The following is a 25341-nucleotide window of genomic DNA, read 5'->3' on the forward strand; positions in this document are numbered from 1 at the left end:
TTCCATCGCCATATTGCGACCGTCATCCCCCGGCTTGTCCGGGGGACCTCAGCCAACGCCTCCGCGACAGGCCGGAGGATTTCTTCTCGTAGAACGGCTTCCGTGCGAGCCGAGGTCCCCCGGATCCCTGCCGAAGCAGGGCCCGGGGGATGACGCTCGTTTGTTGTATACGGCTGCCAAGAGGCCCGGCTATTCCTCTGCCGGAGCCTCGTCCCGGGCGTCGAGCGGGTCCACATCATCCATCAGCTTCTGCATCAGGAAGGTGTAGAGCAGCGCGTCGCGGCGGGCCGTCTCTTCCAGATTGGCCGCAGCGGAGTGACCGCCGGCCGTGTTCTCGTAGTAGAGATAGTCATGGCCCAGCTCCTCCAGAAGGTGCGCGAACTTGCGGGCGTGGCCCGGATGCACGCGGTCATCCTTGGTGGAGGTGTAGAGGTAGATTTCCGGATAGTCGCCGTTCGCATCGACATTGTGATAGGGCGAGATCGAACGCAGGAAGCCGCCCTCGTCCGGATCCGACGGATCGCCGTATTCACCCATCCAGGATGCGCCCGCCAGCAGCTGGTTGAAGCGCAGCATGTCCAGCAGCGGCACGGCCGAAACGACGGCGTTCCACAGGTCCGGGCGCTGGGTGTACATCACGCCGGTCAGCAGGCCGCCATTCGAACCGCCATAGACGCCGAGATGCCGCGGGCTGGTGAGACCGCGCTCGTTCAGGTCCTCGGCGACCGAAATCAGGTCGTCATAGATGCGCTGGCGATCCATCTTCAGGCCCGCCTGGTGCCAGGCCGGACCGAATTCGCCGCCGCCGCGGATATTCGCCACGACATAGGCACCGCCGTTTTCCAGCCAGAGCTGGCCGCGCGAGCCGGAATAGCTCGGACGGATCGAGACCTGGAATCCGCCATAGGCATACAGGAGCGTCGGCGTCGTACCGTCCATCGGCACGTCTTCACGGCGCACGACGAAATAGGGGATCATCGTCCCGTCGGTCGAGGCAGCCTCATGCTGCTCGACAATCAGGCCTTCGGTGTCGAACCGGTCCGGGATCGACTTGATCGGCTCGACCGTCAGCTCGGCCGCATTGACCATGTAGAGCGAGTCCGGCGTCAGGAAGCCTTCGGCATTCATGAAGGCGATATCCTCGTTCGAATTCGTCGAACCCAGGCCGATCGTCATATTGTCCGGAACCGGAACCGTGTCCGAGCTCCAGTTGCCGTTCTCGAAGTGGAAGGCTTCCAGGCCGCCGACGACATTCTCGTCGATCGCCACCAGGAGGGCCGACGCCGTCGCACCGACACCGCCGATGGATTCACGCGCACCCGGAACATAGACCGTCTTCACCTCCGGCAGTTCGCCGCTGGCGACGAAATCGGCCATGGTGAAGGAGAGCAGTGCGCCCTGCGGATAGGTCTCGCCGCCTTCGACGGGCGTCCATTCCTCATTGATCGAGAAGACCAGCTCGCCCTGATACAGGTCCTGGATGTCCGCCTTGGCCGGGATCGGCAGCGCCACCGGATCGCTGTCCAGCGGCAGATACCACCAGGTCGTGTCGTAGAAGGTGTCGGCTTCCGAGGCCATCATGTAGACGGTGCCGTCGCTGTCCTCGGTGCGGAAGGCAAACAGGCCGACATCCTCGCGATCGCCGCGCACAACCTCGGTCGCTTCGGACAGGTCGGTGCCACGTTCCCAGCGGTAGGAGACCGAGGGATAGCCGCTGTCGGTGGAGTCGGCTTCGCTGGTGGCCAGGCCGACCAGCAGCGTGTTCTCGTCGACCCAGCTGACACCGCCCTTGGCGTCCGGAGTTTCGAAACCGCCCTCGACGAAGGCGCGATCGGAGACGTCGAACTCACGGCGCACGGCTGCGTCGGATCCGCCGTCCGACAGGGTCAGCATGCAGCGGTCATAGTCCGGTGCCAGGCAGTTGGCGCCGCGCCAGACCCAGTTACGGTCCTCGGCTTCGGACAGCGCGTCGAGATCGAGGATCACATCCCATTCCGGCGTCTCGGAGAGATAGCTCGCCAGCGAGGTGCGGCGCCACAGGCCGTGGGTGTTGTCGGCATCCTGCCAGAAGTTCCAGACATAGCCGCCATAATAGGCGCCATAGGGAATCCGGTCCTCGCTCTGGTAGATCGCCAGCGCCTGGTCATAGAGGTCCTGATAACGCGCATCGCCGCGCAGGCGATCGAACGTGCGCTCATTCTGGCCCTCGACCCATTCCAGCGCCCGTTCGCCCTCGACCTCTTCGAGCCAGACGCGCGGATCGTTTTCCGGATCGATCTGGACGATCTGGCGCTCGCTCGTGGTCTCCGGTGTCTGGGTCGTCACGGTATCGCTCTCTTCGCTCGCGGGCTGGGAGCAGGCGGCAAGCGCAAGCGCCCCCGCGCTCAACACCCAGAATTGCTTCTTCAAAGTCATGTCAGTCACCCCTTTGACTTTTGTCGGGCGCAGTTAAGCCCGGACTGGTGCTGGACGTAAAGCCGTCGCAGCGCTATCGGGACAGCATGAAAGCGCGACTGATGAATGGTGCCGGCAACAAGTTCGTACTCGCGGACGCGCGCGCGCATACCGGCTTTCTCGGCCTGTCCCGCAATACCGTGCGGGCGTGGGCGCACGATCTGCATTTCGATCAGCTGCTCGTGCTTGAGCACAGCGACAGCGCAGACGCCTTCATGCGGATCTGGAATGCCGATGGCGACGAGGTCGGTGCCTGCGGCAATGGAACGCGGGCGGCGGGCTGGTTCCTGATGGAGGAAAGCGGGCGGCCTGCCGTGAGCATCGGTACGGCCAGCGGCCTGCTGCAGGCGGTGCGCGCCGGTGCGCTGACCGTCAGCGTCGACATGGGCAAACCGCGGCTGGACTGGCAGGACATTCCGCTGGCGCGCGACATGGACACGGTCGCGCTGGACTATGTCGCCGAAGCCGGCGGCGTGCGTATCGAGCGCCCGGGCGCGGTGAGCATGGGCAATCCGCACGCCGTCTTCTTCGTCAGCGATGTCGAGACCCTGCCGATCGCGCGGCTGGGGCCGGAAGTGGAGTACGACCCGCTCTTCCCCGAGCGCGTCAATGCCGGCTTTGCCCAGATCTATGACGAGACCCATATCCGCCTGCGCGTCTGGGAACGCGGCGCCGGCATCACCGCGGCCTGCGGGACCGGCGCTTGCGCCGCGCTTGTGGCTGCGCACCGGCGCGGCCTGGCAGAGCGTTCCGCCTCGATCATGGCCGATGGCGGCGAGCTGCATGTGGAATGGCGCGTCACCGACGATCACGTGATCCTGACCGGCCCCGTGGAAGACGAGGGCGAGGTCGATCTCGCCCTGAAGATCTGATTGGCCTGCAGCCTGTACCGCAAAGCCGCCTTTTCGCCGGTGATATTTCCCATAATATCCCGCTTCATGCCGTGATCGTGACACGGTTCGGGGGGACAGATGGGGGACATGTCCATGAACACGATCCTGCGCCTTGCGCTGCCGCTCGCCCTGCTCGCCGCTCCGGCAGCAGCGCAGTCCGGCGCGTCCGAAACCACCCCGCAGACACTCGCTCAGCAGATGTTCGCCGAGGCGAACGCCGCTATTGGCAATGAGGATTACGAAGCGGCTCGGCGCCTGCTGGAAGCCGCCCTCGACCTCAAACCGGCTCACCCTGCCATCCTGCGCGGCCTCGCCATTGTGGCCCTGAGGGCGGAAAACCCCGAAGACGGTTTCCAGGCCCTGGAACGCATGGCGCGGGCCGGTATCGCATTTGACCCGGAGCCTCTGGAAGACCTGCTGCGCACGGCCAATACCGCGCGCTTCGAAGCCGTCGCCGGCCAGCTCGCTGCCAACAGCGCTCCGGTCGGGCAGGCGGAAGTCGTCGCGGAGATCGACCGGCCCGGCGCGCTGATCGAGGGTGTCGCGATCGATATCGAGACCGACCGTCTCTTCGTCTCCTCCGTCACCGGACGGGAAATCCTGCTGCTGGAACCCTTTGCCCGCGACGAACCCCAGGTCTTCGCCGACCGGGAGGACGGGCTGTGGTCGGTGTTCGGCCTTGCGGTCGATGACCGTACCCGTGTCGTCTGGGCCGGATCGGCGGCTATCGAACAGACGCCGCTGGAAGACGGAGAGACCGGCGGCACCGCGCTGTTTGCTTTCGACCTGGTCACCGGCGACCTCTATCGCCGTTACGAAATCGACGATGCCGTACAGATCGCCGACTTCACCGTGCGCGACGGCACTGTCTATGCCTCCGATAGCCAGGCGCCGCGGGTCTATGTGCTCGACAGCGTCTCCGGCGAGCTGGAAGTCCTGGCGGAGGATCCGCGCTTTGTCAGTCTGCAGGGGGTCGCACTGGCCCGGGGTGCGCTTTATGTCGCCGACTATGCGATGGGTCTGTGGCGGATCGATCTGGGCGACCGGTCGGTCTCCCTGGTGCGGGGCGGGAGAGAAAGCCTGATCGGTATCGACGGGCTGCGCCAGACCCGCGACGGCCGCATCCTCGCCGTGCGCAACGGCACCCGGCCGCACCAGGTCATGGCTATCGATCTGGATGCAGACGGTCATGCCGTGGCCAGTACCGAGGTCCTGCTGCGCGGTCACCCCGCCATGACGGGCGAGCTGGCCGAACCCACCCTGATCGATCCGGCCGACGGACGGGCCTGGCTGGTCGCGAACGCGGCCTGGCCGCGCTTCCCGGCGGACGGCGAAGGGCCGGAGGGCGAACAGCCGGCGACCGTGATCCTGGAAATCGACCTGCCCTGATGCCGGTCCGTCATACCGTCTTCCACACCGGCGGCGGTCAGCTTTCATTCATCGGTTTCTCATAATCTTGATTCGTTGCGGGGGGCAGGAGCCTGAGGGCTCGACCGCTGCAAGGAGACAGATGATGAGGAAAGTCGATCACGATTTTGCGGAACAGATCCGCGGCCTCAGGCTGACGACGGCCGAGGTGACCTACTACATGCCGGACCACCCGGCGCTGCTGCAGACCTTTGTGTGGCAGACCCAGGATCTGGCGCCGAAATATCCGCGCCTGACCCGGTTTCTCGATTTCTGGAAGAGCGAGATCGATGCCGTCATCCACACCGTGCGGATTGCCCATCAGGGCCTGATCCGGCCGGCCGAGTGGCGGTTTGCCGACTGTCAGATGCGGCTGAACTGAGCGGCGCGCTCCGCTCAGTCCTTGCGCGACAGGCCCGCGCCGCAGGCCGAACGGATCACGGTATCGGCCCGCAGGGCGCGCTGGCGCAGATTGAGGATCTGGTCGAAGGAAAAGCCGAGCTCGTCAGCCAGGGCCTGCGGCTCGCCGACCCGTTGCATGTCCGGCATTGCCGCCACGATCACGCGCATCTGGCGCTCGTTGAAGCGCGAGCTTGCCTCGCGGGCCACGCAGGCACACGCGCCGGGCGATCCGCCGGCCGCCTCGCAGGCCTCGACCAGCGCACCGCGCACGGCCTCGGGATCCGGGTCCGATTGCGCCGTCATCAACAGCGCTGCAACCAGTCCTGCCCCCTGCACGATACCGGTCATTCCGGTTTATCCCCCTTTGCGACCGGCCCGCCATCGCACGAAAAGCCGATCAATTCTTGCCCGAACTGCAATACGGCCCCTTTCAACCGCGGCCAGACCCGTCATAATCCACAATGCGAGGGTAACACGAGTCCCAAGGAGCCCGACATGAGGCGCGTTCTATTTTCACTGGCAGCCGTTTCGATGCTGGCCGCCTGTGCATCGCCCACCCCGTACCAGGCCGCCGATGGCAGCCGCCGGGGCTTCGAAGAACAGCAGATCGAGACCAACCGTTTCCGGCTCTCCTTCGAAGGGAATTCGCTGACCGACCGTGAAACCGTGGAGACCTACCTGCTGTATCGCGCCGCCGAACTGACGGTGGAACAGGGGTATGACTATTTCACCGTGGTCACCCGCGCGACCGACGAGGACACGCGCGTCACGGCAAGCGGTTTCAGTTCGTCCTATTATTCCGCCTTCCCGGTGCACTATTCCTACTACCATCCCCGCTGGGGCTGGCATGGCTGGCGGGACCCGTTCTGGGATGACACGCGTTATCGCGAAACCACCCGCTATGAGGCGAGCGCCGAGATCTTCCTGGGACGCGGCACCAAGCCCGACGACCCCAGCGCTTTCGACGCGCGCGACGTGATTGCCAACCTGTCCGACGACATCGTCCGGCCCGAGCCGGGCTGACCGGCGCGGACAGGAACAGAAAAAGCAAAAGGGCCGGCGCATGCGCCGGCCCTCTTCGTTCGGACAAGCCCCGATGCCTATTTCGGAGGCATGCGCGCGCCGGCGTCGAGGCGGACGCATTCGGCGTTGATGTAGTCATTGGTCACCATGAAGGCGACCAGATCGGCATACTCGGCCGGCGTGCCGAAGCGCTGCGGGAATTGCAGGTGCGAGGCCAGGGAGGTTTTCACTTCCGGCGGCATCTGCTGATAGATCGGCGTCTCGAAGAAGCCCGGCAGGATCGTGTTCACGCGGATGCCTTCGCGGGCCAGGTCGCGCGCCATCGGCAGGGTCATGCCGTAAATGCCGCCCTTGGAGGCAGAATAGGCCAGCTGACCGATCTGGCCGTCCTGCGCGGCAACCGAAGCGGTGTTGACGATCACGCCGCGGCCGCTGTCGCCCGCCGGATCGAGCGCCATCATGCCGGCAGCCGCCTTGGAGGCGCACAGGAAGGAACCGACCAGGTTGATCGCGATGACGGTCTGGAAGCCCTTGGCGGAGTGAGCGCTGATTTCACCGGTCGAGGAGGACCGGCGTGCCGTCTTCTCGGCCCAGCCGATCCCGGCGCAGTTCACCATCACGCGTTCCTGGCCATGAGCCTCGCGTGCCTTGGCGAAACCGGCATCGACGCTGTCTTCCTCGGCCACATTGACCTGGCAGAACACGCCGCCGATCTCCTTGGCGACCGCTTCGCCCTTCTCGGCATTCATGTCGAAAATGGCGACCTTGGCGCCATCGGCAGCGAGGCGGCGGGCTGTGCCTTCGCCGAGACCGGAAGCACCGCCGGTGACGATGGCAGCGATGGAATTGTCAATTTTCATTTGTCTTCCCCTTTATCGACTTGCCCTGCGGCATAGCGCGTCGGGACAAAAAAGAAAATCGCCCGCATCGTCGCGGCTGGAAATCCCGGTTGGGTGCGGCCGCTGCCCGGTGCTAGAGCTAGCGCTGCAACCCCACCGACGGACGATCCGATGAGCCAGACCTACGCCCTTCTCCTGCACGGCGGCGCCGGCGTGCTTGCGCCGCGCAGCTATGATCCCGAACGCACCCACATGCGCGAACTGGCCGAGGCCGGCAAGGCGATGCTGGAAGCCGGCGATGCGGCGCTGGACGTGGTGACGGAGATCGTGCGGCGGCTGGAGGCGTCCGGCCTCTATGTCGCGGGCAAGGGCGCCTCGCCCAACCAGGCCGGCCGCTATGAGCTCGACGCCGCCATCATGGACGGCTCGGACCGGCGCGCCGGGTCGGTTGCCGCCCTGACCGGCTTCATCAGCCCGATCCATGCGGCGCGCGCCGTGATGGAGGAGACCCGGCATGTCATGCTCGCCGGGCGCGGCGCGGAGCGCTTCGCCGGCCTGCAGGGTCTCGAGCGGGTGGAGAGCGTCAATGACTACTACACCCCGGCAGCCGCCCCCGATGATCGCGAGATCGCGACCGGCACGGTCGGCTGCGTGGCTCTGGACACATCCGGACGCCTCGCTGCCGCGACCTCGACCGGCGGCACATTGAACAAGCTGGAAGGCCGGGTCGGCGACAGCCCCATTCTGGGCGCCGGCTGCTGGGCCGACGGGCATGTTGCCGTCTCCTGCACCGGCCAGGGCGAATTCTTCCTGCGCCAGGCCACCGCCAAGGATATCTCGGCCCGCATGGCCTATGGCGGCCAGACGCTCGCCGAAGCCGCCGCCGGCGCGATCGGCGATGTCGGCAGCCTCGGCGGCGAGGGCGGCGTGATCTGCGTCGACCGAGACGGCAATCTGGCCCAGCCCTTCAACTCGCCCGGCATGAAGCGCGCCGCGGTGTACCCGGACGGGCGGATCACTGTAGAGGTCGACTGAGCGACCAAGGATCACGCAGCAGGGCAGGAGCGGGAATGCGCGGATATTTTGCGGTCGGGGCGGAAGGCATTTCCAAACCGATGAATCTCGGTGCGATCCTGCGCACGGCGCACGCTTTCGGCGCCAGCTTTGCCTTTTCGGTCAATGCCAGCCACCGGGTCCGCGATGTCTACCAGGCCGACACCGCCAAATCCGTCAGCCATGTGCCCTATTACGAGTGGGCCGATATCGACGCCATGGCCCTGCCGGACAATTGCCAGCTGGTCGGCGTCGAACTGACCGACGAAGCCGTCGACCTGCCGGCCTTCCGCCACCCGTTGTGTGCGGCCTATGTGTTCGGGCGCGAGCGCGGCTCGCTGACCGAGGAGATGCAGGCGCGCTGTCAGCACATCGTCAAGATCCCGACGAAATTCTGCGTCAATGTCTCGGTCGCCTGTGCGATCACGCTCTACGACCGCACGCTGAATTTCGGCGGTTTTCCCGAACGCCCGCTGATGCCGGGCGGTCCGCAGACCGCGACCGACAATGCGGAAAAGAAGTTCGGCGTGCATCGTTGATCGCCGCCGCAGGCATGCCAGATTAGGGGGGATTTAACCCTCGCCGCCTTACCGGTTTCGACGCGCACAGTCCGATTGGCTACCGAACAGAGGATGACCTCAACCGTGTTCCTGCGACCCTGCCTTGCCGCCCTGACCCTCACCTTCGCCAGTGCCGTCCCGGCCCTCGCCCAGGACGAGCCGGAATTCCGCGGCGAATATTCCGACTGGCGCGTTTTCACCCGTCCGACCGAGTCCGGGCTGGTCTGCTATGCGCTCAGCCGTCCGACCGACAGCGCCCCGCGCACCTTCGACCATGGCACGGTGTATTTCATCGTCGCCTCCTGGCAGAACGGCGCCGTCAACGAACAGCCGAACCTTCTGACCGGCTATGATCTGCGTCCCACCAGCCCGCCGGAAGTGCGGGTCGGCTCCTCGCGCTTCGACACCTTCACCGATGGCAGCGAAGCCTTCCTGGACGACCTGTCCGACGAGAGCGATCTGGTGCGCCAGATGCGCCGCGGCTCCGCCATGCAGGTGACAGCGACCACCGCGGCCGGCGTCGCCACGGCCTACGAATTCTCGCTCTCCGGTGTGACGGCCGCCCTGCAACGCGTCGAAGCGCTCTGCGGGTAACTCGTTTCCAAAAACATTGTCATCCCGGATGGATGCCCGGCCTTGGGCCGGGCGAAAGTCCGGGACCCATAATCGCGGTGCCGGACAAGCCGCCTCGATATCGTGCCTGCTTCCGGCCGAAAGCCAGCGTATGGGTCCCGGCTCTACGCCCCGCCTGCGCGGGGCATTCGGCCGGGATGACAAAGGAAATTTGTCCTACTCCCCGTCCCCGAACGGTTTCGGGCGCAGCTTGGTCTTGTGGCTCGGCGGGCCTTTCGAACCGTCGGGCATCAGGCCGCGATAATAGCCCTTCTGCCATTTCAGCTCGGCCGCGTCCTTGTCGCCCTCGCGCAGGCGGGTGGCGAAATCGGCGCGGCTGACCCGCCAGGTCTCGAACTGTTCGAATGTCTTCGGGTCGGCATGGAGCGGGCGGATCTCGGTCTCGATCTTGTCGAACAGGTCGCGGCGCACCGGAAAGAGCTGGGCAATCGCCTCGTCCGCCTCGAAACGCACCTCGCCGGGCCGGGTAAAGCGCCAGTTCATGGTGAAGGCATAGGGGCTCCAGTCGGTCTCGATCACGCCATTGAGCGGTGCGATCCCGTCCTTGGGCGTATTCACCGGCCCCATCACCCAGATATTCCAGCCGGGCGGTGTGCGCAGCAGAAAGCCGGTCTCGAAGGTCAGGATGCCCGAGCCGAAATTCGCCATCGGCGCGCCGGGTTTTCCCATCGCCAGCGGGTCGTCCATGCGTACCGTCACATCCTCGACCCGCTCGCCGCCATTCCAGCTCGCGGTGAAGCCGGTCGGGGTGAACACCTCCCAGCCATGCTGATTGGCCAGCGCCAGCGGCAGGCAGCGATAGGCCGAGCTTTCCGGCGTGGCGTCCATCCAGTCGCGCCGGCTTCCGGCCGGGCGGATTGTCGGGACTTCGGCGGTGAGGGGATGGCAGATCAGTTTCATCCCCCCATCACAGCGCGGCCTGCCCCGCGGGCGCAACCCCGTCATGCGTTCTGCCCCCTCGCGGAGTGCAGTGTTTTCCTGTATGTGACGCCGCCATGAACATACAGACCAGCCACTCCCTCGACCTGTCCGCCGCCCGCCGCCCTGCCGCGCCGGCCGGACCGCTTTCGCTCGCCGGCCTGACGCGCACGCAATTGCGCGATGCGCTGATCGAGCGCGCGGGCGTCGACGAGAAGAAGGCCAAGATGCGCGCCGACCAGCTCTGGCGCTGGATCTATCATTATGGCGTCACCTCGTTTGACGAGATGACGAATGTCTCCAAGGACCTGCGCGCCGTGCTGGCGCGGGAGTTCACACTGCACCGGCCGGAGATCGTGGAACGCCTCGTCTCGGTCGACGGCACGCGCAAATACCTGATCCGGCTGGCGCCGGGCGTGGAGTGCGAGACCGTCTTCATCCCGGACGTGGCCCGTTCGGGGGCGCTGTGCGTGTCCAGCCAGGTCGGCTGCACGCTGAACTGCACCTTCTGCCACACCGGCACCCAGGCGCTGGTGCGCAATCTCACCGCAGCCGAGATCGCCGCCCAGGTGATGATCGCGCGCGACGACCTGGCCGAATGGCCGACCTCGAACGAGAACCGCAAGATCACCAATATCGTCTTCATGGGCATGGGCGAGCCGCTCTACAATCTCGACCATGTTTCCGACGCGATCGACATCATCTCCGATGGTGACGGCATGGCGATCGGCCGCCGGCGCACGACGGTGTCGACCTCGGGCGTGGTGCCGAAGATCCAGGAGCTGGGCGAGCGGACGGGCACGATGCTCGCCATCTCGCTGCACGCCACCCATGACGATCTGCGCAACGAGCTGGTGCCGCTGAACAGGAAATACCCGCTGGCCCAGCTGATGGACGCGATCCGCGCCTATCCGGGCCTGGGCAATTCCAAGCGCGTGACGTTCGAATACGTGATGCTCAAGGGCGTCAATGACAGCCTGGCCGAAGCGCGGGCTCTGGTGAAACTGCTGAAGGGCGTACCGGCGAAGATCAATCTGATCCCGTTCAACCCCTGGCCGAACAGCCCGTATGAGTGCTCCGACTGGGACCAGATCGAGGCCTTTGCCGATGTGGTCAACCGGGCCGGCTATGCCTCGCCGATCCGCACCCCGCGCGGCCGCGACATCTTCGCCGCCTGCGGACAATTGCGCTCGGAAAGCGAGAAGATCCGGGCGAGCGTGCTGAAAAAGCAGCGCCTGTCGGGCGAGGGCTGACGCCATAAAGAAAACCCCGGCCCGATAAAGAAAACCCCGGCCCGATAAAGAAAACCCCGGTGCGGGAGCACCGGGGTTTCCAGGTATCGATGGCGGGAGCGGGGAGGATTACCCGCGCATCGGATCTTCAAGCGAGCCTTCGGCATCGATATCGGTATCGGCGCCCAGCTCGGCCTCATTGCCGACTTCCGGGTCGGTGATGGGGTCCTGGAGCGGGTCGTCCATCGGATCTTCCATCGGGTCGATCTCGGTTTCCGATTCCAGACCCGTTTCGGCCTCGATCCCGGCTTCGGACTCGATCGAGCTGTCCTGCGGCTCGTCATAGACCGGGTTGTCTTCAACCGGATCGCTGTCCACATCGCCCTCGACGCCGGCTTCCGCATCAGCGCGGCCTTCCAGCCAGGCTTCGAACTCGGCGGCATTCAGCGAACCGTCGCCATCGCTGTCCTGCTCGTCAAAGGACGCGCGGTCCAGGGACGGATCGGCGATCACGGCTTCGTCGAAGGACACCGCACCGTCCTGGTTGGAGTCCAGCGTGATGAAGGTCTGGTTGTCCTGAGCGAGCGCGGCGGAAGCACCGAACAGCGTCGCGGCGGAAATCATCAGCAGCGTTTTCATGGCAAATTTCCTTTCCGTTGCTTTCGGGCGCTGCCTGGGCAGCTCACCCGTATCCAATGACCGAGAAATGCCCGCCGCCGGACATCGGTTCCTGCCGCAGTTGGGGTCATTTCGAGGCAGAATGTGGCAGGACCGCTTGGCGTCCGGACATTCGGCGCGCTAGCGTTGGCGTCCGCAAAAGGGCCACGGCCCGGAGACATCATGACTTCTGCCGTTCTTTACCGCTGGCGCCTCAAGCCCGGACGCGATGCCGAATTCCGCGAAGCCTGGACCGAGGGTACGCGCCGGATCCACGAAACCTGCGGTTCGCACGGCGCCGCCCTGCACTGCGATGAGGACGGGATCTACTGGTCCTATGCCCTCTGGCCGTCTGAAGACGCGCGAAAGGCCTGTTTCAAGGAGAATGACTGGTTCTCCCAGGACTGTTTCATCACCATGCAGGACTGTATCGACGAGCGGTTCGAGGAAATCCGGCTGGATGCGAAGAGCCTGGTGCTCAGTCCGCCGGCCGACCGTCCCGAACTGCCGGTGCTCAAGACGGACCGCCTCATCCTGCGCCCGCTGACAATGGATGACGCCGAGGCACTCTTTCCGGCCTTCGCCGATGACGACAACATGCGCTACTGGTCATCGGCGGCGCTGGAAGACCTGGACGCCATGCGGCGCTATATGCGCTGGAATGTCGAGGGTGACGGCGCGCGCTGCTGGGCTTTCGCCCGGGCAGAAGCCCCGCACGATGCGCTGGGCTGGGCCTTGCTGATGGACCGGCGCGAGGGCACGGCCGAGATCGGCTATATCCAGCGTCCCGACGCCGCCGGCTCCGGCTATGCCCGCGAAGCCGTGCAGGCCATGCTCGGCCATGCTTTCGACACGCTCGGCCTGCGGCGCCTCTACGCCGATATCGATCCGGACAATACCGCCTCGATCCGGCTGGTCGAGGCACTGGACTTCCAGCTGGAGGGCCGGCTGCGCGAGGCCTGGGAAACGCATATCGGCGTGCGCGACAGCCTGATCTACGGCCTGACCCGCAGCGACTGGCAGGCGGGCTGAGGTCCGGACAGTTCCCGTCCGGACCCGGCAAAGCCGCCAGCCTGCATTTCCGGCCTACATCTCCGGCTTGCGGAAACGGTAGACGAAGCGATCCGTCATGCGGCGGATGGAGTCGTCGAACACCGAGATGTCACGCGGATCGTCCGGATTGGCCAGCATGTCGCTTTCACCGTCAAAGACGAAGCCGGCCGCCTCGATCTCGGCGCGCACGACGCTCGCCTCGATCCGGTGGGTGGTGTTGACGTGTTCCAGTCCGCTGCCTTCCGGCGCGTGGTGGTCGATCACCAGATAGACCCCGCCCGGCCGCAGCGCGTCGTAGACCGCTTGGTTCATGGCGTCCCGGTCGGTCTCGTCCCAGGCCGTGTCATGGTAGAAGAGCACCATCATCACGCCGTCGAGCGGCTCGTCGATATCGGCGGCAAATGTCTCGATCGGCGCGACGACATGGGTGACGTTGGCGCGGTCTTCGGCCAACATGCCCAGCGCAGCATTCGGCTCGGGAAAGCGCTCGGCAATCCAGCTGGGATTGTGGGCGTAGACATGGCCTTCCGCACCCACCGCCGTTGACAGCACGCGGGTGTAATAGCCCGAACCGGCCGTCAGGTCGGCGACGCGCCAGCCATGTTCCAGCCCGGCGAACAGCAGGACTTCGGCCGGATGCCGGTTGACGTCGAGCAGCCGGTCCTCTTCGGGCCGGGTCTCGTCGGAAACGGCATCCTCCAGACTCTGCGGCATGGCATCGGCATGATCCATCATCCCGTCATGCTGGTCATGCATCTCGTGTTCGCCGTGCATGTCCTGATCGGCATGCATGTCATGCGACATGTCCGTGTCGTGATGCATCTGCGTGTCGTGCTGCATCTGCGTGTCGTGCTGCATGGCGCCGTCCGCCATGCTGTCGTCCTGGGCCATGGCCGGCATCGCTGCCGTCATTGCCGCGACCAGGGCAATCGCCGTCGTCGCTGAAATCATCTGGCGCATGAATTCCCTCCTCATCTTTCAGGCCTCGCCCCGAAGTCCGGCGGATCATGCCGCCGCAGGCCACTCCGCGAAAATCACGAACCCGTGACGCGGCGTGAGACACGCCAGGCGCGAGTTTACGCTTGCTAAGGGGTTTTCAGGCATAGGGTTAATCCATCAGGACCCCGGGGAACGGGTCCGATGGAGGGGACATGCAATTCATCCTGGCCTTTGCGGTCGTGCTCACCGGGCTCGCCGCCTTTATCTACCGCCGCGAAAGCCGACGGCAGCAACACCGGTAACGCACGCTTGCGTGCGGACCATTGTCCGGTTTAGCTCCTGCGGAACAATTCTCCGGGGAGGCCGACATGCTCCTGCACCACGCATCCTGGCCCGAAGTCGAGGCCTATCTGAAACGCTGCAAGGGCATCGTGATTCCGATCGGTTCGACGGAACAGCACGGGCCGAACGGGCTTGTCGGCACGGACGCGATCTGTCCGGAAGTCATCGCCGCGGAAGCCGGCGCCGAGAGCGGCTTCCTGATCGGGCCGACCTTCAATGTCGGTATCGCCCAGCATCACCTCGCCTTTCCCGGCTCGATGACGCTGCGTCCCTCGACCATGATCGCCGCGCTGAACGACTGGATCGAGAGCCTGACGCGGCACGGGTTCGACCGGATCTATTTCCTCAACGGCCATGGCGGCAACATCACCACGATCAACGCCGCCTTCGCCGAATACTACGCCAATTTCTCGCTCGACGCGGCGGCCTGCCCGGTCCGTCTGAGCCAGCGTAACTGGTGGGAACTGCCCGGCGTGGGCGATACCTGCCGCAATCTCTTCCCGGTCGGCGACGGCATGCATGCCACCGCCTCGGAAGTCGCCGTGACCTATTATGCGCACCCGCAGGCCGTGAAGACGGTGGAGATGTCGCCGAAGATCGCGCCGACGGGCAGTTTCACCGACGCCGCCGACTATCGCCGCAACTTCCCGGACGGCCGGATCGGCTCCGACCCGTCCCAGGCCACGGCCGAAAAGGGCGCCGAGATCGTCGCCGTCTCCAGGGGCGCGCTGATCGCCGAGCTCATCGCCTTCTTTGGTGTCCAGCCCCTAGGTCGTGGACTCATAACTTCTGGCCCAGAGGCGGATTGAGGCGAGGGCGACTGCGGCTAGGAAGTTCCTGGCGAGCTTGTCGAAGCGTGTTGCGCATCGGCGGAAGTGTTTGAGTTTGCAGAAGAAGCGCTCGACCAGATTGCGCTGTCTGTAGATCGGTTTGGAGACGGACCGCTGAACCTTTCGATCCCTCTGGGTCGGGATGTGGGCTGTCGCACCGATGGCCTCGATGCCGTCGACCAAGGCGCGGGCGTCATACCCGCGGTCGGCGACGACATGACGGGCCCGTGTCAGGCTGGCGATCAGCTCGGCGCCAACGCCCTTGTCTGAGGCCTGTCCCTGAGACAGCCCCAGACGGATGGGCAGCCCGTATTCGTCGACTATGGCGTGGATCTTGGTGCTCAGTCCCCCACGAGAGAGACCGATGGCGTGATCCGGGCCCCCTTTTTTCCACCGGCGGCGTGCTGGTGGGCGCGGATGATCGAACTGTCGATGAAGGCCATGGATTCGGGCGACTGCTCGGACAGGGCCTTGAAAACACTGCCCCAGACCCCGGCCTTCGCCCAGCGGTTGAAGCGATTGTAGACGGTGGTGTACGGGCCGTACCGACCCGGCAAGTCCCGCCAGGGCGAACCCGTGCGAAGGATGTAGAATATCCCGTTGAGAACCCGGCGATCATCTGTGCGCGGTACCCCACGCGGCTTGTTCGGCAAGAGCGGCGCGATAATCGCCCACTCCGCATCGCTCAAATCAAAACGGGCCATGATCCAACTCCTCCAAGGAGCTTGAATCACGGCCCGAGTGATTTGGGAATCCGGTTTATGGGTACAGAACCTAGCGCGCGCAGCCGAGTAGGCCGGCCAGCCTCTAAGCTGTCAGAAGCCCGGCGAGCCGTTTCTCGATCTTGTCGACCGGCTCGTTGATCACGTCCACAGGCTCCTCGATCAGGCATTCGGCCAGGTCGTCGGAGAATTGCGAGCGCGCCTCGCCCAGCGCCTTGTCCGGCGCCATGACAACAAGGCGGTCGAATTTCTTCTCCGCGCAAGCCTTGTTGAGATACTCGACAACCTCGTCGACAAAGCGCTCCTTGGCCTGCTGGTGAAAGTCGGTCTCGCTGACCGCCGAGCGGCCGTGAGCAGGGTCGGGGAAACGGCCCGGCCTGTCCTCGCCCTGATCGCGATCGGGCGGATTGTCGATGCCCAGCGTCTCGACCAGTTTCAGATTGGGCTGGTCGTCGAACCCTTCATTGCGCCAGATCAACGCCTTGCCGCCGTCGAAAGCGGCAAGCCAGGTCACGGTGTCTATCAATGGCTTCTTCATGGACGTCCACCTCCTTGCTACGCCAGATATCTGGGCATCAATGCCTGCACCCGGCAAGGGTTTTGAAAAACGCATAGTGTCGCAGCCCGTTCCGGCCACAGCTTGCGTCAAGGCTCCGCGCGCGCTTAGCTCGCAGGTGGAGCCGAAGGTAGACCGTTCGCGCGGCGGAGACGGCGACACATAAGTTTCATTTCTCCGTCCACGGCCGATCCGATATAGGCCCGGCGGACACGACCTCACGGAGGGAACACGCCATGAAGACCGTCTACTGCCTCGCTTTCGCCCTGGCGATCGCTGCCTGTTCCGCCCCGCAGGAGGATGGCGAGACGGCTGCCGCCGGCGGCTATGACGCTGAAAATCTGGCGACGTCGCAAGCCTGTTTTGCCGACACGCCCTCGGCCCATCTGGAGCCCGGACAGACGCTGATCGAGCGGGGTCCCTCCGGCATGGTCCTCGTCTCGCACGCCCGCGGCGGGGCGCCGGCCGACTATGCCTTCAACATCGTCAGCCTGCCCGAAGCCCAGCGCCAGCAGATCGATGCGGCCGCGGCCGACTTCTTCCGCGCGGCCGGCGAGCTCTATGACGTGAACACCGACGCCGTGATCTACCACCGCTCCCGCGACGGCGCTTTCTGTGCCGTCGTCCGCGACGATGCGGCGGGCCAGGCGCTGGTCGATGCTGCAGAAGCGGTCGACGCCGCGCGCCCCGAAACGACGGACGAATAGGGTCAGGCGGCGCGGATAATGCCGCCTGTCACCTCGACGGCAATCGCTATCAGCCGGTCACCCGCCGCCGGGCCGCCGGTGCAGCGGCCGTCTTCCACGTCGAAACTGGCGCCATGAACCGGGCAGACCAGCGTCTCGCCCTTGTGCAGCAGGCCCCGCCCGTCCGGCAGGGTGAGCGGCAGGCCGGCATGCGGACACAGGTTCGACCAGGCGGTCACCTGTGTACCACGCCGCACGATCAGGACGGCCCCCTTCTCCCAGGCCGCGGACCGGGCACCGGGATCGGGAATCTCGTCCAGCCGGGCGAGCTCGGTTCCTGCCGGCGGTTTCGGTCTCATGCCGCCGTGTCGAGCGGCGGTTTGACCAGCCAGCGCCAGGGTGCGATCTCGACCCGCTCGAACAGGCCGGCACGGCCATAGGGGTCTTCCGCCAGCCAGGCATCCAGCGCGTCCCGGTCGGCCATGTCGGCAATGATCAGCGAACCGGCCATGTCCCCGGCCTCGTCGAGCCAGGGGCCGGCCGCCTTCACCGCATCGCCGGCCGCGTTGAGCCAGGCGATATGGTCATTGCGATTGGCCAGGCGCACATCCAGCGCGCCGGGCCGGTCCCAGGTGTGGATGAGGAAAAGCATCAGGCGGTCTCCAGGGTGAAGGGGCGCGACAGCAGCGCCTCGATCGCGTCGTCGACACCGGTGCGGCCCGCCAGGATATCGTCGACCGCCTCGCAGATCGGCATCTCGACGCCATGCCGTTTCGCCAGCGCAACGACCGCCGGCGCACTCGCCACGCCCTCGGTGACCGCCCGGCGGCTGGCGAGAATATCGTCCAGCGACACGCCACGCCCCAGCGCCAGTCCGCAGGACATGTTGCGCGATTGCGGCGAGGAACAGGTCAGCACCAGATCGCCCAGACCGCACAGCCCGGCCAGCGTTTCACGCCGGGCGCCCATGGCCACGCCCAGCCGCGTCATCTCGGCAAAGCCGCGCGAGATCAGCGCCGCATGCGCCGACTTGCCCAGGCCCTTGCCCTCGGAAATGCCGCAGGCGATCGCCAGCACATTCTTCACCGCGCCGCCGATCTCGGCACCGATCAGGTCAGTCACCAGATAGGGCCGGAACCGGCTTGTCCCCAGCGCCTCGATCAGGTCATTGCCGATCTTTTCATCGGCGCAGGCCAGGGTCACGGCCGTCGGCAGACCCTGGGCGGTATCGATGGCGAAACTCGGTCCGGACAGCACCGCCGGCACGGCTCGCGGAATGGTCGCGCCCAGCACATCCGTCATCAGCGACAGGGAGGACTGTTCGATACCCTTTGCGCACAGAATGAGGGGCAAACCGTCACGCGCATAGGGCGCGAATGTTTCCAGTACGCGACGCAAATGTTGCGCGGGCGCGACAGCAAGGACGGCTTCGCAGGCATCCAGATCGGAAATCGCCGTCACCGCCTCGATCGACGGTTCGAGTGTCACTTCGGGCAGGAAAACCGTGTTCTGGCGTTTCGTATTGATCGCGTCGGCCACATCCTGCTCGAAGGACCAGAGCAGCACGTCCCGGCCCGCCTTGGCAGCCGTCTGGGCAAGGGCCGTCCCCCAGGCGCCGGCGCCGATGACGCCGATGGTCTGATAGTCGCTCACGCTTTGGGTCCTTTTCGTCCGGATCCGATCACGGGGGCCAGCTTGGCCGAGGCCGCGTCCAATGGCCAGCGCGCCCGCGCCGGCGCGTCGAGCCCGTCGGTCTCGCCGCGCGCCAGCCGCTCCAGCCCTGCCAGGGCGATCATGGCGGCGTTGTCGGTACACCATTTCATCGGCGGCGCGATCAGGCGGAAACCTTCCTGTGCGGCAGCAGCTTCCAAAGCCGTGCGCACAGCCCGATTGGCGGCAACCCCGCCCGCCACGACCAGCGGCCGCGGCGTCGCAACATCCGGATAATCCTCGGCAAACTGCGCCATCGCCCGCCGGGCCCGGCTCGCGAGCGCTGTCGCAATCGCGGCCTGGACCGATGCGGCCAGATCCGCCTTGTCCTGCGCAGACGGTGCATCCAGCCCGTCCCAGATCTGCCGGGCGGCCGTCTTCAGTCCGGCAAAGGAGAAGTCGCAGCCCGGCTTGCCCTTCAACGGCGTGGGCAGGTCGAACCGGTTCGCATCGCCGGCCTCGGCACAGCGCTCCAGTGCCGGACCGCCCGGGAAGCCCAGACCCAGCACTTTCGCCGTCTTGTCGAAGGCTTCACCGGCGGCATCGTCCAGGGTCGAGCCGAGGCGGTGATAGACGCCCACGGCTTCGGCAATCAGCAACTGGGTATGCCCGCCGGACACGAGCAGCAGGAGATAGGGGAAATCGAGATTTTCGCTCAGGCGCGGCGACAGGGCGTGGCCTTCAAGATGGTTGACCGCGATCAACGGCTTGCCCGCCCCCAGAGCGAGTCCCTTCGCCGTCATCAACGCGGCCATCACCCCGCCGATCAGACCGGGACCCGATGTCGCAGCCACCCCGTCCAGCGCGTCCAGCGGCAGACCGGCCTCGGCCAGCGCCGCCGCCGCGAGACCGTCCATCGCCTCGGCATGGGCGCGGGCCGCAATCTCGGGAACCACGCCGCCAAAGGGCGCATGGGCCTCTGTCTGGCCGAGCACGAGATCGGCCAGCACCTCGATCCGGCCATCGGGATGACGGCGCAGGATCGCGGCAGCGGTCTCGTCACAGCTCGACTCCAGACCGAGCACGGTGAGTTCGCCTGGTTGCGCGGATGCGGATGCGGGGGCTAAGTCCATGGCTGACCGATAGCCTCAAGACCGGGATCCTGCAACGTGAAGCCGCCGTCCACGCCCCAGCCCATCGCCACCCGCCGCTCGCCGCTCGCCCTGGTCCAGGCCCGCGATGTCCAGGCCCGCCTCATTGCCGCCTGCGGGCTCGACGTCGAGGAAGGCGAACGGCTTTTCCCCATTCTGGGCCTGGTGAGCACCGGCGACCGGATCCAGGACCGCACCCTGCTGGAAGCGGGCGGCAAGGGGCTTTTCACCAAGGAAATCGACGAGGCCCAGCTGGCCGGTGAGGCGGCATTCGCCGTGCATTCCATGAAGGATGTCCCGACCGAGCTGCCTGAAGGGCTCGCCCTGGGCGCCATTCTCGAACGGGAAGACCCGCGCGACATGCTGCTGGCCCGCGGTGGCGAGACCCGTCTGGCCGACCTGCCCGAAGGCGTGACCATCGGCACAGCCAGCCTGCGCCGGCAGGCGCAGCTGCTGCATGCCCGCCCGGACCTGACCATCGTGCCCCTGCGCGGCAATGTCGATACCCGGCTTGGCCGGCTGCGCGATGGCGAGATCTACGCGACCTTTCTCGCCCGCGCCGGGCTGAACCGGCTCGGACGGGACGAGGCACAGCGTGCGCCCCTGGCGATGGACGAGATGCTGCCGGCCGCCGCGCAGGCGGCCGTCGGTGTGGCGGTCCGCACGGATGACGCCGAGGCCCGCGCCTGGCTGGCTCCGCTCAATCACCCGGCGACAGAGCTTGCGATTGTCGCAGAACGTGCTTTTCTTAGAAAACTGGATGGGTCTTGCCGCACCCCGATTGCGGCCCATCTTAATAATGTATCAATGGATTTCACCGGCGAAGTCCTGACACCTGATGGCCAGTATCGCTGGCGTGAACAGTCCCGGATCGACATGACCACAGCCTCCCTCACCGACGCCGACACCGCCGGCCAGGCCCTGGGCGAGGCTGTACGTGCGGCCGCCGGAGACCGCCTTGCGGAGGTTCTCGGTACGGCATGACGGTTCTGGTGACACGCGGATGGCCCGGCGCCGAACGCACCGCTGCAGGCCTGCGGCGGATGGGTATCGACCCCATTGTGTCGCCGGTTCTGGATATCAATTTCCGGGCGCGTATCGATGTCGACCTGACGGGCACGCAGGCGCTCGTCTTTACCAGCGCCAATGGCGTGCGGGCCTGGGGGCCGCGCCGGCCGGAACGGGACCTGCCCGTTTTCGCTGTCGGTGATGCCACGGCCGACGCCGCCCGCGATATCGGCTTCAAGAAGGTCTTCACCGCCAAGGGCGATGTCGAGGCTTTGGCCCGGCTGATCATCCGCAAGCTGAAACCGGCCGATGGTGATCTCCTGCATGTGCGCGGCATCCATGTCGCGGGCGATCTGAACGGCGCGCTGAAACCGCACGGGTTCCGGGTGCATGACGCGATCGGCTATGGGGCCGTCGCCGTCGATACGCTGGGCGAGGAAGCCATCGCGGCGATCGTCTCCGGCGCACCGGTTTCGGTACTCATCCATTCGGCGCGAAGCGCAAAGACCTTCCTCGACCTGCTGCGCAAATTCGGCCTGCACCACTGGCTGGGCTCGGTCACGGTCTACGGCATTTCCGCCAACGCGCTGTCGCCACTGGAGGGTGCCGGTTTCGGCGCCCTTATTGCCGCGCCCCGACCTAATGAGGACGCGCTTCTTGCCCTCCTGGACGAGACCTCGGAACTGGCGCGCGCTTCCAACGCGTCCTAAGCTGGGCGAAACACGCGAATCACGGGCCGACATGGCTGATCCCAACGACACTCTCGACCCCGAACCCGTCGATGCCGAGTTCGAGCCGGCGGATGATTCCCGCCCGGCCGGAAAGCCTGTGCGCAAAGGTCCGGGCTGGCTGTCGCTGTTCACGGTGTTCCTGCTGGCCAGTGCAGCAGGCGGTGCCATCGGCTATGCCGGGCAGACCTATTTCGGCGCGCCGGCCCCGTCTGACGATGGCGCGGCGGCAGAACGGGCCGCCCTCACGGATGCGATCACGGCACTGGAAAGCCGCCTGGCTACGATTGAGGATCGGCTTCCCGAAGGCGATCTGTCGGCCATCATGCAAGCCCTGGAAGCCAGCGACCAGACCGATATTGCCCCGCTGGAAGCGCGGCTGACCGCTCTGGAAAACGCGCCGACTGCCGCAGCCGGCAGCGCTTTCGACCCGGCGCCGCTGGAACGGCGGCTCGACCGGCTGGAAGCCGCGATCGCCGATGTCGATGCTCTTGCCAACCAGGCGCTCGACGGGGCCCAGGCCTCGACCGCCAACAGCATCGATCCGCAAGTCCTGCAGAACATTACCCAGCGCCTCGCCGCACTCGAACAGGCCGGCGATACCGGCAGTACAACACCCGCCGCCAGCTTCGAGGATCCGGCACCGCAGATCGAGGCGCTCAATGCCCGGATTGCCGGACTGGAAAGCGATCTCTCGGCGCTCGACAATGAGCTCGGCGAAACCCGCTCCCTGGCCGAGACCGCCCGTTCGGCGGCCGATAACGCAACACGCACCGCTGAGACGACCGGCGGCGATGATGCACGCGCCTCACGGACACTCGCGGCCCGCGCCCTGGCGCTTACAGCCCTGCGCGAAATCGCAATGACGGGTGAGGGCTTCGAGGCCGAACGCGCCGCCCTTGCACGTCTGTGGCGCGACAATGCCGATCTGGAAGCGCTGGCGCCTGTCGCACGCGCCGGTGTTCCGACACTCGACCAGCTGGCCGCCAATTATCCCGGCAGTGTCATTCGCGAAGCTGCCGGGCCCGGGCGCATCTTTTTCGGCCTGATCGAAGTGCGCCAGGCCGAGGCCGGCGATGACGAGACCGGCGCGCTGGCGATCACCGCCCTGGCCGAAGACCGGCTGTCGCAGGACGATCTGGACGGCGCCATCGCCCTGACCGAACGCCTGGAAGGCGAGGCGCTCGAGGCCGCGCGGGACTGGCTGATCTCGGCACGCGCCCGCCAGGACCTCGATCTCCGCCTGACCCGGCTGCGCCAGGCGCTCGCCGAAGATGCCACTGCGCAGGGAGCCGATCCGCTATGATCCGCCTGATCCTCGCCGTCGCCTTCGCCGTGCTGACCGCTGCGCTGGGCGCCTTCCTGGCCCTCAATCCCGGCCGCGCGACCTTTGAGTTTCTCGGCACGCGCATGGAGATGCCCTTCGTGGTCGCGGCGGGCGGCACGATCCTGTTCGCCTTTATGCTGCTGGTCGTGTGGTGGGGCATCTACATGCTGTGGACCTCGCCGGACAAGGTGAAAGCCTTTCTGTCCCGCCGCCGCCGTGAGCAGGGCTATGACGCGCTGGAGCGTGCCCTGATCGCCTCGGCCGCCGGCGATGGCGAAGCGGCTGTCCGCCAGGCTGCCCGCGCCGATGCCCTGCTGGACCGGCCCGCCCTGTCGCGTCTATTGGCCGCGCGCGCCGCAGAGGCTGCCGGCAATCTCGACGGTGCACAGACCCAGTATGAAGCCCTGCTGGAAGACCAGCGTACGCGCGTCGTCGCTCGCCGCGGCCTCGCCCAGCTGGCCCATGAGCGCGGCGATCACAAGGCGACGGCCGAACACGCCGCCGATGCCTTCAGCCAGGCCAAGGGCGCCCGCTGGGCCTTCGATGCCCTGTTCGATGCCCAGGTGGCCGAAGGGCGCTGGGAAGACGCGGCTGCGACCCTGAGCGAAGGCGAGAAGCGCAAGCATGTCGCGCCGGATATCGCCAAGCGCCGCCGTGCCGTCCTGCTGACGGCCGCCGCGCTGTCCTGCGAGCAGAGCGATGCCGAGAAGGCGCGCGAGCAGGCGCTTGCCGCCCATCGTGCCGCTCCCGGTTTCGCGCCGGCGGCGGCGCTCGCGGCAAGGCTTCTGGCGGAAGGCCGGCGTCACAAGAAGGCGTCCGAAGTGATCGAGTCTGCCTGGGCTGCAGCCCCGCACCCGGCGCTGGCGCAGGCCTATCGCGAACTGCGCAAGTCCGACAGCAAGACCAAGCGGCTGGAACGCCTCAACGCCCTGGCAGCCCTGCATCCCGACCACCGCGAAAGCCGCCTGATCCGTATCCAGACGGCGCTGGAAGACGGGGATGCCCCGGCCGCGCGTGAATTGCTGGACCCGATCCTGGCCAGGACCGAGGCACCGTCCTCGCGCCTGTGTGCCCTGGCGGCGCGCCTTGCGCGTCTGGAGGGCCGCGACGAACAGGCCCGGCGCTGGATGACCCGCGCCTCTCACGCCACCGCCGAGGCCGACTGGACCGACATCGACCCGGACGGGCGGCTGTTTGCCTACACGCCGGATGACTGGAAACGCATGGTCTATGTCTATGGCGACGAGAACCGGCTGACCCATCCGCGCTATGAGCGCTTTGAACGGATTGCCGAGACCGTACCGGAAACCGCTCTGCTGGAAGCCCCCCGACCCAAACGGGCCGCCGCCTCGCGCAGCGCCCAGTTTGCCGACGCCCCGCCGCGCATGCCGGACGATCCCGGTGTCGAGGCGGACGAGGACGGCGACGGCCGCAGCGCATGACGGATCCGGTCTTCCTGCTCGGCATTGTCGGGGGGTCGGCCTCCGGCAAGTCGCGTCTCGCCGAGGCGCTGGCACGCCATTTTGCGCGGCAGGGCGCCTATGTCATCCCCGAGGACGACTATTATATCGACGCGACGGTGATCCCGGACTTCAATGCCGACACGTTCAATTTCGACGAGCCGGCGGCGAAGGATCATGATCTCCTGGCTGCCCATCTGGACCGCCTGAAGGCGGGTGAGGCGGTGGATACGCCGCTCTATGATTTCAGGACGCACAGCCGGCGGGCGGAGACCGCACAGCGCCGGCCGGCGCCGGTCATCCTGGTGGAGGGGCTGCACCTTCTGGCCAGCCCGGATATTGCCGGCACGCTGGATCTGGCGGTTTTTGTCGATGCCTGCGAGCAGACGCGGTTCGCGCGGCGCATGGCCCGCGATGTGAGCGAACGCGCCCGCACGCCGGAATCCGTAACGCTGCAGTTCAATACGATCGTGCAGCCGATGCATGAACGGCACGTCGAGCCCCAGCGCACGCGCGCCGATATCGTGGTCGAAAACATGGGCAAACCGGATTTCGACGCGCTCGCCCGGCCGGTCATTCACGCCGTCAACGCACAGCGCCGCAAATAAGTGATTTTCCTGCTGCAGCGGGACTTGCCCGGGCCCGGTTTCGCGGTTAGTTTCCGCCGCCTCCAGCCTGACGGGCCGGAGCATATGCAATGGGCCGCTTTAGCTCAGCTGGTAGAGCAACGCATTCGTAATGCGTAGGTCGCGTGTTCGAGTCACGCAAGCGGCACCACCCTTCGCCCTGCGGGCTTCGGGTGGCAAGCCACCCGCAGC

The 25341-nt window shown here is 66.2% G+C and carries 28 protein-coding genes and 1 tRNA gene; 17 read left to right on the plus strand and 12 right to left on the minus strand.

Annotated elements, in window-relative coordinates:
- Window positions 1-189: 189 nt before the first annotated feature.
- Entirely contained in the window at window positions 190-2415 is a 2226-nt protein-coding gene (locus JJ918_RS11255; RefSeq protein ID WP_291887173.1) for a prolyl oligopeptidase family serine peptidase, read from the minus strand.
- A gap of 86 nt (window positions 2416-2501) precedes the next feature.
- Here JJ918_RS11255 and dapF point away from each other — a divergent pair, with 86 nt between their 5' ends.
- The 3 genes from dapF (at window position 2502) to JJ918_RS11270 (ending at window position 5136) form a co-directional block, all read left to right on the plus strand.
- On the plus strand, window positions 2502-3326 hold the full coding sequence (gene dapF, locus JJ918_RS11260) for a diaminopimelate epimerase (RefSeq protein ID WP_291887175.1): 825 nt from the start codon (window positions 2502-2504) through the stop codon (window positions 3324-3326).
- A gap of 114 nt (window positions 3327-3440) precedes the next feature.
- On the plus strand, window positions 3441-4736 hold the full coding sequence (locus tag JJ918_RS11265) for a tetratricopeptide repeat protein (RefSeq protein ID WP_291887177.1): 1296 nt from the start codon (window positions 3441-3443) through the stop codon (window positions 4734-4736).
- Window positions 4737-4860: 124 nt separating this feature from the next.
- The gene (locus tag JJ918_RS11270; RefSeq protein ID WP_291887179.1) at window positions 4861-5136 is read left to right on the plus strand and encodes a Usg family protein; all 276 of its coding nucleotides are present in this window, start codon (window positions 4861-4863) and stop codon (window positions 5134-5136) included.
- Window positions 5137-5150: 14 nt separating this feature from the next.
- Here JJ918_RS11270 and JJ918_RS11275 read toward each other — a convergent pair whose 3' ends face one another.
- Window positions 5151-5504, minus strand: coding sequence for a hypothetical protein (locus JJ918_RS11275; RefSeq protein ID WP_291887182.1), 354 nt, complete (start codon window positions 5502-5504; stop codon window positions 5151-5153).
- A gap of 147 nt (window positions 5505-5651) precedes the next feature.
- Here JJ918_RS11275 and JJ918_RS11280 point away from each other — a divergent pair, with 147 nt between their 5' ends.
- Window positions 5652-6179 (plus strand): hypothetical protein, encoded by a 528-nt coding sequence (locus tag JJ918_RS11280; protein WP_291887185.1) that lies wholly within the window; start codon window positions 5652-5654, stop codon window positions 6177-6179.
- A 77-nt stretch (window positions 6180-6256) separates the two neighbouring features.
- Here JJ918_RS11280 and JJ918_RS11285 read toward each other — a convergent pair whose 3' ends face one another.
- Entirely contained in the window at window positions 6257-7039 is a 783-nt protein-coding gene (locus JJ918_RS11285) for an SDR family NAD(P)-dependent oxidoreductase (protein ID WP_291887188.1), read from the minus strand.
- Window positions 7040-7189: 150 nt separating this feature from the next.
- Between JJ918_RS11285 and JJ918_RS11290 the strand changes: the two genes are divergently transcribed.
- From JJ918_RS11290 to JJ918_RS11300, 3 genes are all read left to right on the plus strand, one after another.
- Window positions 7190-8053 (plus strand): isoaspartyl peptidase/L-asparaginase family protein, encoded by an 864-nt coding sequence (locus JJ918_RS11290; RefSeq protein WP_291887190.1) that lies wholly within the window; start codon window positions 7190-7192, stop codon window positions 8051-8053.
- A 35-nt stretch (window positions 8054-8088) separates the two neighbouring features.
- A complete protein-coding gene (locus JJ918_RS11295) occupies window positions 8089-8610 on the plus strand; it encodes an RNA methyltransferase (protein ID WP_291887194.1) in 522 nt (173 codons plus the stop codon).
- A 93-nt stretch (window positions 8611-8703) separates the two neighbouring features.
- On the plus strand, window positions 8704-9225 hold the full coding sequence (locus JJ918_RS11300; protein ID WP_291887197.1) for an invasion associated locus B family protein: 522 nt from the start codon (window positions 8704-8706) through the stop codon (window positions 9223-9225).
- Window positions 9226-9420: 195 nt separating this feature from the next.
- On the opposite strand, the gene JJ918_RS11305 is transcribed toward JJ918_RS11300, so the two are convergent.
- Window positions 9421-10164 (minus strand): DUF6065 family protein, encoded by a 744-nt coding sequence (locus JJ918_RS11305; protein WP_291887200.1) that lies wholly within the window; start codon window positions 10162-10164, stop codon window positions 9421-9423.
- 95 nt (window positions 10165-10259) lie between these two features.
- Between JJ918_RS11305 and rlmN the strand changes: the two genes are divergently transcribed.
- Window positions 10260-11435: a 23S rRNA (adenine(2503)-C(2))-methyltransferase RlmN gene (gene rlmN / locus JJ918_RS11310; protein ID WP_291887202.1), complete on the plus strand. Its 1176-nt coding sequence runs from the start codon at window positions 10260-10262 to the stop codon at window positions 11433-11435.
- A gap of 108 nt (window positions 11436-11543) precedes the next feature.
- Here rlmN and JJ918_RS11315 read toward each other — a convergent pair whose 3' ends face one another.
- Window positions 11544-12053: a hypothetical protein gene (locus JJ918_RS11315; protein WP_291887205.1), complete on the minus strand. Its 510-nt coding sequence runs from the start codon at window positions 12051-12053 to the stop codon at window positions 11544-11546.
- A 201-nt stretch (window positions 12054-12254) separates the two neighbouring features.
- Here JJ918_RS11315 and JJ918_RS11320 point away from each other — a divergent pair, with 201 nt between their 5' ends.
- On the plus strand, window positions 12255-13103 hold the full coding sequence (locus tag JJ918_RS11320) for a GNAT family protein (RefSeq protein ID WP_291887208.1): 849 nt from the start codon (window positions 12255-12257) through the stop codon (window positions 13101-13103).
- Window positions 13104-13157: 54 nt separating this feature from the next.
- On the opposite strand, the gene JJ918_RS11325 is transcribed toward JJ918_RS11320, so the two are convergent.
- Window positions 13158-14084 carry a hypothetical protein gene (locus tag JJ918_RS11325; RefSeq protein WP_291887211.1) on the minus strand — a complete coding sequence of 309 codons (927 nt, stop codon included), beginning with the start codon at window positions 14082-14084 and terminating at the stop codon, window positions 13158-13160.
- Window positions 14085-14431: 347 nt separating this feature from the next.
- Here JJ918_RS11325 and JJ918_RS11330 point away from each other — a divergent pair, with 347 nt between their 5' ends.
- On the plus strand, window positions 14432-15214 hold the full coding sequence (locus JJ918_RS11330) for a creatininase family protein (RefSeq protein WP_291887214.1): 783 nt from the start codon (window positions 14432-14434) through the stop codon (window positions 15212-15214).
- On the opposite strand, the gene JJ918_RS11335 is transcribed toward JJ918_RS11330, so the two are convergent.
- Together JJ918_RS11335 and JJ918_RS11340 are read right to left on the minus strand one after the other, a co-directional pair.
- Window positions 15173-15939 (minus strand): IS5 family transposase gene (locus JJ918_RS11335; protein WP_291887217.1). Its coding sequence is split into 2 segments (ribosomal slippage): window positions 15173-15615 and window positions 15615-15939, totalling 768 coding nucleotides; the frame shifts between segments, so codons are not numbered across the junction. The two genes, JJ918_RS11330 and JJ918_RS11335, sit on opposite strands and share 42 nt — an antisense overlap.
- A 103-nt stretch (window positions 15940-16042) precedes the next feature.
- Window positions 16043-16495, minus strand: coding sequence for a host attachment family protein (locus tag JJ918_RS11340; RefSeq protein ID WP_291887220.1), 453 nt, complete (start codon window positions 16493-16495; stop codon window positions 16043-16045).
- A gap of 254 nt (window positions 16496-16749) precedes the next feature.
- Here JJ918_RS11340 and JJ918_RS11345 point away from each other — a divergent pair, with 254 nt between their 5' ends.
- Window positions 16750-17220 (plus strand): hypothetical protein, encoded by a 471-nt coding sequence (locus JJ918_RS11345; RefSeq protein WP_291887223.1) that lies wholly within the window; start codon window positions 16750-16752, stop codon window positions 17218-17220.
- Window positions 17221-17222: 2 nt separating this feature from the next.
- On the opposite strand, the gene JJ918_RS11350 is transcribed toward JJ918_RS11345, so the two are convergent.
- From JJ918_RS11350 to tsaD, 4 genes are read right to left on the minus strand one after another with little or no spacing between them, the layout of a single operon-like run.
- The gene (locus tag JJ918_RS11350) at window positions 17223-17558 is read right to left on the minus strand and encodes a Rieske (2Fe-2S) protein (RefSeq protein ID WP_291887226.1); all 336 of its coding nucleotides are present in this window, start codon (window positions 17556-17558) and stop codon (window positions 17223-17225) included.
- Entirely contained in the window at window positions 17555-17851 is a 297-nt protein-coding gene (locus JJ918_RS11355; protein WP_291887228.1) for a YciI family protein, read from the minus strand. The genes JJ918_RS11350 and JJ918_RS11355 overlap by 4 nt, the downstream gene beginning before the upstream one ends.
- A complete protein-coding gene (locus JJ918_RS11360) occupies window positions 17851-18852 on the minus strand; it encodes an NAD(P)H-dependent glycerol-3-phosphate dehydrogenase (protein WP_291887230.1) in 1002 nt (333 codons plus the stop codon). The genes JJ918_RS11355 and JJ918_RS11360 overlap by 1 nt, the downstream gene beginning before the upstream one ends.
- Window positions 18849-19982, minus strand: coding sequence for a tRNA (adenosine(37)-N6)-threonylcarbamoyltransferase complex transferase subunit TsaD (gene tsaD / locus JJ918_RS11365; RefSeq protein WP_291887233.1), 1134 nt, complete (start codon window positions 19980-19982; stop codon window positions 18849-18851). The genes JJ918_RS11360 and tsaD overlap by 4 nt, the downstream gene beginning before the upstream one ends.
- 36 nt (window positions 19983-20018) lie before the next feature.
- Between tsaD and hemC the strand changes: the two genes are divergently transcribed.
- The 6 genes from hemC to JJ918_RS11395 all read left to right on the plus strand — a co-directional run bounded on the left by hemC (window position 20019) and on the right by JJ918_RS11395 (window position 25300).
- Window positions 20019-20984, plus strand: coding sequence for a hydroxymethylbilane synthase (gene hemC, locus JJ918_RS11370; protein ID WP_291887235.1), 966 nt, complete (start codon window positions 20019-20021; stop codon window positions 20982-20984).
- The gene (locus JJ918_RS11375) at window positions 20981-21718 is read left to right on the plus strand and encodes a uroporphyrinogen-III synthase (protein ID WP_291887238.1); all 738 of its coding nucleotides are present in this window, start codon (window positions 20981-20983) and stop codon (window positions 21716-21718) included. The genes hemC and JJ918_RS11375 overlap by 4 nt, the downstream gene beginning before the upstream one ends.
- Window positions 21719-21749: 31 nt before the next feature.
- Window positions 21750-23042 carry a hypothetical protein gene (locus JJ918_RS11380; RefSeq protein ID WP_291887241.1) on the plus strand — a complete coding sequence of 431 codons (1293 nt, stop codon included), beginning with the start codon at window positions 21750-21752 and terminating at the stop codon, window positions 23040-23042.
- Window positions 23039-24505, plus strand: a complete 1467-nt coding sequence (locus tag JJ918_RS11385; RefSeq protein WP_291887244.1) for a heme biosynthesis HemY N-terminal domain-containing protein — start codon at window positions 23039-23041, stop codon at window positions 24503-24505. Before JJ918_RS11380 ends, JJ918_RS11385 begins: the two co-directional genes overlap by 4 nt.
- Window positions 24502-25131 (plus strand): uridine kinase, encoded by a 630-nt coding sequence (gene udk / locus JJ918_RS11390; protein ID WP_291887247.1) that lies wholly within the window; start codon window positions 24502-24504, stop codon window positions 25129-25131. Before JJ918_RS11385 ends, udk begins: the two co-directional genes overlap by 4 nt.
- Window positions 25132-25224: 93 nt before the next feature.
- Window positions 25225-25300: transfer RNA gene (locus JJ918_RS11395), tRNA-Thr, on the plus strand.
- Window positions 25301-25341: the final 41 nt, after the last annotated feature.

It is taken from the genome of Maricaulis sp., from assembly GCF_017642925.1.
In the GTDB taxonomy this organism is placed as follows: Bacteria; Pseudomonadota; Alphaproteobacteria; order Caulobacterales; family Maricaulaceae; genus Maricaulis.

What these genes read in the sequence shown, in the direction of transcription:
- JJ918_RS11280 (WP_291887185.1), top strand. Translation starts at nt 5,652, where the DNA reads ATGAGGCGCGTTCTATTTTCACTGGCAGCCGTTTCGATGCTGGCCGCC.
- JJ918_RS11285 (WP_291887188.1), bottom strand. Translation starts at nt 7,039, where the DNA reads ATGAAAATTGACAATTCCATCGCTGCCATCGTCACCGGCGGTGCTTCC.
- JJ918_RS11330 (WP_291887214.1), top strand. Translation starts at nt 14,432, where the DNA reads ATGCTCCTGCACCACGCATCCTGGCCCGAAGTCGAGGCCTATCTGAAA.
- JJ918_RS11290 (WP_291887190.1), top strand. Translation starts at nt 7,190, where the DNA reads ATGAGCCAGACCTACGCCCTTCTCCTGCACGGCGGCGCCGGCGTGCTT.
- rlmN (WP_291887202.1), top strand. Translation starts at nt 10,260, where the DNA reads ATGAACATACAGACCAGCCACTCCCTCGACCTGTCCGCCGCCCGCCGC.
- JJ918_RS11355 (WP_291887228.1), bottom strand. Translation starts at nt 17,851, where the DNA reads ATGCTTTTCCTCATCCACACCTGGGACCGGCCCGGCGCGCTGGATGTG.
- JJ918_RS11325 (WP_291887211.1), bottom strand. Translation starts at nt 14,084, where the DNA reads ATGCGCCAGATGATTTCAGCGACGACGGCGATTGCCCTGGTCGCGGCA.
- JJ918_RS11380 (WP_291887241.1), top strand. Translation starts at nt 21,750, where the DNA reads ATGGCTGATCCCAACGACACTCTCGACCCCGAACCCGTCGATGCCGAG.
- udk (WP_291887247.1), top strand. Translation starts at nt 24,502, where the DNA reads ATGACGGATCCGGTCTTCCTGCTCGGCATTGTCGGGGGGTCGGCCTCC.
- JJ918_RS11270 (WP_291887179.1), top strand. Translation starts at nt 4,861, where the DNA reads ATGAGGAAAGTCGATCACGATTTTGCGGAACAGATCCGCGGCCTCAGG.
- JJ918_RS11255 (WP_291887173.1), bottom strand. Translation starts at nt 2,415, where the DNA reads ATGACTTTGAAGAAGCAATTCTGGGTGTTGAGCGCGGGGGCGCTTGCG.
- JJ918_RS11265 (WP_291887177.1), top strand. Translation starts at nt 3,441, where the DNA reads ATGAACACGATCCTGCGCCTTGCGCTGCCGCTCGCCCTGCTCGCCGCT.
- JJ918_RS11300 (WP_291887197.1), top strand. Translation starts at nt 8,704, where the DNA reads ATGACCTCAACCGTGTTCCTGCGACCCTGCCTTGCCGCCCTGACCCTC.
- JJ918_RS11340 (WP_291887220.1), bottom strand. Translation starts at nt 16,495, where the DNA reads ATGAAGAAGCCATTGATAGACACCGTGACCTGGCTTGCCGCTTTCGAC.
- JJ918_RS11385 (WP_291887244.1), top strand. Translation starts at nt 23,039, where the DNA reads ATGATCCGCCTGATCCTCGCCGTCGCCTTCGCCGTGCTGACCGCTGCG.
- tsaD (WP_291887233.1), bottom strand. Translation starts at nt 19,982, where the DNA reads ATGGACTTAGCCCCCGCATCCGCATCCGCGCAACCAGGCGAACTCACC.
- JJ918_RS11345 (WP_291887223.1), top strand. Translation starts at nt 16,750, where the DNA reads ATGAAGACCGTCTACTGCCTCGCTTTCGCCCTGGCGATCGCTGCCTGT.
- JJ918_RS11305 (WP_291887200.1), bottom strand. Translation starts at nt 10,164, where the DNA reads ATGAAACTGATCTGCCATCCCCTCACCGCCGAAGTCCCGACAATCCGC.
- JJ918_RS11375 (WP_291887238.1), top strand. Translation starts at nt 20,981, where the DNA reads ATGACGGTTCTGGTGACACGCGGATGGCCCGGCGCCGAACGCACCGCT.
- JJ918_RS11320 (WP_291887208.1), top strand. Translation starts at nt 12,255, where the DNA reads ATGACTTCTGCCGTTCTTTACCGCTGGCGCCTCAAGCCCGGACGCGAT.
- JJ918_RS11295 (WP_291887194.1), top strand. Translation starts at nt 8,089, where the DNA reads ATGCGCGGATATTTTGCGGTCGGGGCGGAAGGCATTTCCAAACCGATG.
- JJ918_RS11275 (WP_291887182.1), bottom strand. Translation starts at nt 5,504, where the DNA reads ATGACCGGTATCGTGCAGGGGGCAGGACTGGTTGCAGCGCTGTTGATG.
- JJ918_RS11315 (WP_291887205.1), bottom strand. Translation starts at nt 12,053, where the DNA reads ATGAAAACGCTGCTGATGATTTCCGCCGCGACGCTGTTCGGTGCTTCC.
- JJ918_RS11350 (WP_291887226.1), bottom strand. Translation starts at nt 17,558, where the DNA reads ATGAGACCGAAACCGCCGGCAGGAACCGAGCTCGCCCGGCTGGACGAG.
- dapF (WP_291887175.1), top strand. Translation starts at nt 2,502, where the DNA reads ATGAAAGCGCGACTGATGAATGGTGCCGGCAACAAGTTCGTACTCGCG.